The sequence below is a fragment of the Acinetobacter sp. F16 genome, assembly GCF_052712855.1.
The window spans coordinates 1-848 of sequence record NZ_JBRATK010000038.1; the positions used below are offsets into that span (position 1 = coordinate 1).

The window sequence follows — 848 nt, forward strand, 5'->3', positions numbered from 1 at the left end:
GGGTGAAGTCGTAACAAGGTAGCCGTAGGGGAACCTGCGGCTGGATCACCTCCTTAACGAAAGATTGACGATCGGTAAGAATCCACAACAAGTTGTTCTTCATAAAGATGTATCTGAGGGTCTGTAGCTCAGTTGGTTAGAGCACACGCTTGATAAGCGTGGGGTCACAAGTTCAAGTCTTGTCAGACCCACCATTCTGACGAACACGGTATGCAAATACTGAAACGAGCACAGAAGAAAAGATACATTGATCTAATGATAAGCTGGGGACTTAGCTTAGTTGGTAGAGCGCCTGCTTTGCACGCAGGAGGTCAACGGTTCGACTCCGTTAGTCTCCACCAAATTTCAAGATCAGAAAAGCGTGCTTTTCCTTGAAATTTAAGCAAGAAGCTATGCTTCGCGCAGGCTTTAATCAAAAGAAGCGTGTTTGAGTGCTAAATAAACGAATAGATGTGTAGCTTATAGAGCTTAGCAACAACAAGGCGTAGAATACGCTGCATTGTTCTTAAGCTCTGTGATTTATCACAGTGTTTTAAACCTGACCTGACGAAGGCAAGTTTATTCATTAACAGATTGGCAAATTTGAGTTGAAATAATTGTTTAACTCAGAACTGAATTGAAGTTGACAGCAACTTGTTGCTGTTGAGTGAAATGAAGATCTGAGCACTAGCGAATTAACTGAATCAAGCGTTTTGGTATATGAATTCAATTGAAGCTGTACTGCAGTTCAATCTGCGAAACTTTAAACGATAAGTTGTAGTTACTCCTTGTAGGTAACGACGACTGTTTGGGGTTGTATAGTCAAGTAATTAAGTGCATGTGGTGGATGCCTTGGCAGTCAGAGGCGA

The 848-nt window shown here is 42.0% G+C and carries 2 tRNA genes and 1 rRNA gene; all 3 read left to right on the forward strand.

Annotation, left to right across the window (positions count from 1 at the left end):
* A 16S ribosomal RNA gene (locus ACU0NF_RS11860) occupies nucleotides 1–56 on the forward strand; the annotation flags it as partial.
* A 61-nt stretch (nucleotides 57–117) separates the two neighbouring features.
* A tRNA-Ile gene (locus ACU0NF_RS11865) sits at nucleotides 118–194 on the forward strand.
* Nucleotides 195–265: 71 nt separating this feature from the next.
* Nucleotides 266–341 (forward strand) — tRNA-Ala (locus ACU0NF_RS11870).
* Nucleotides 342–848 lie beyond the last annotated feature (507 nt).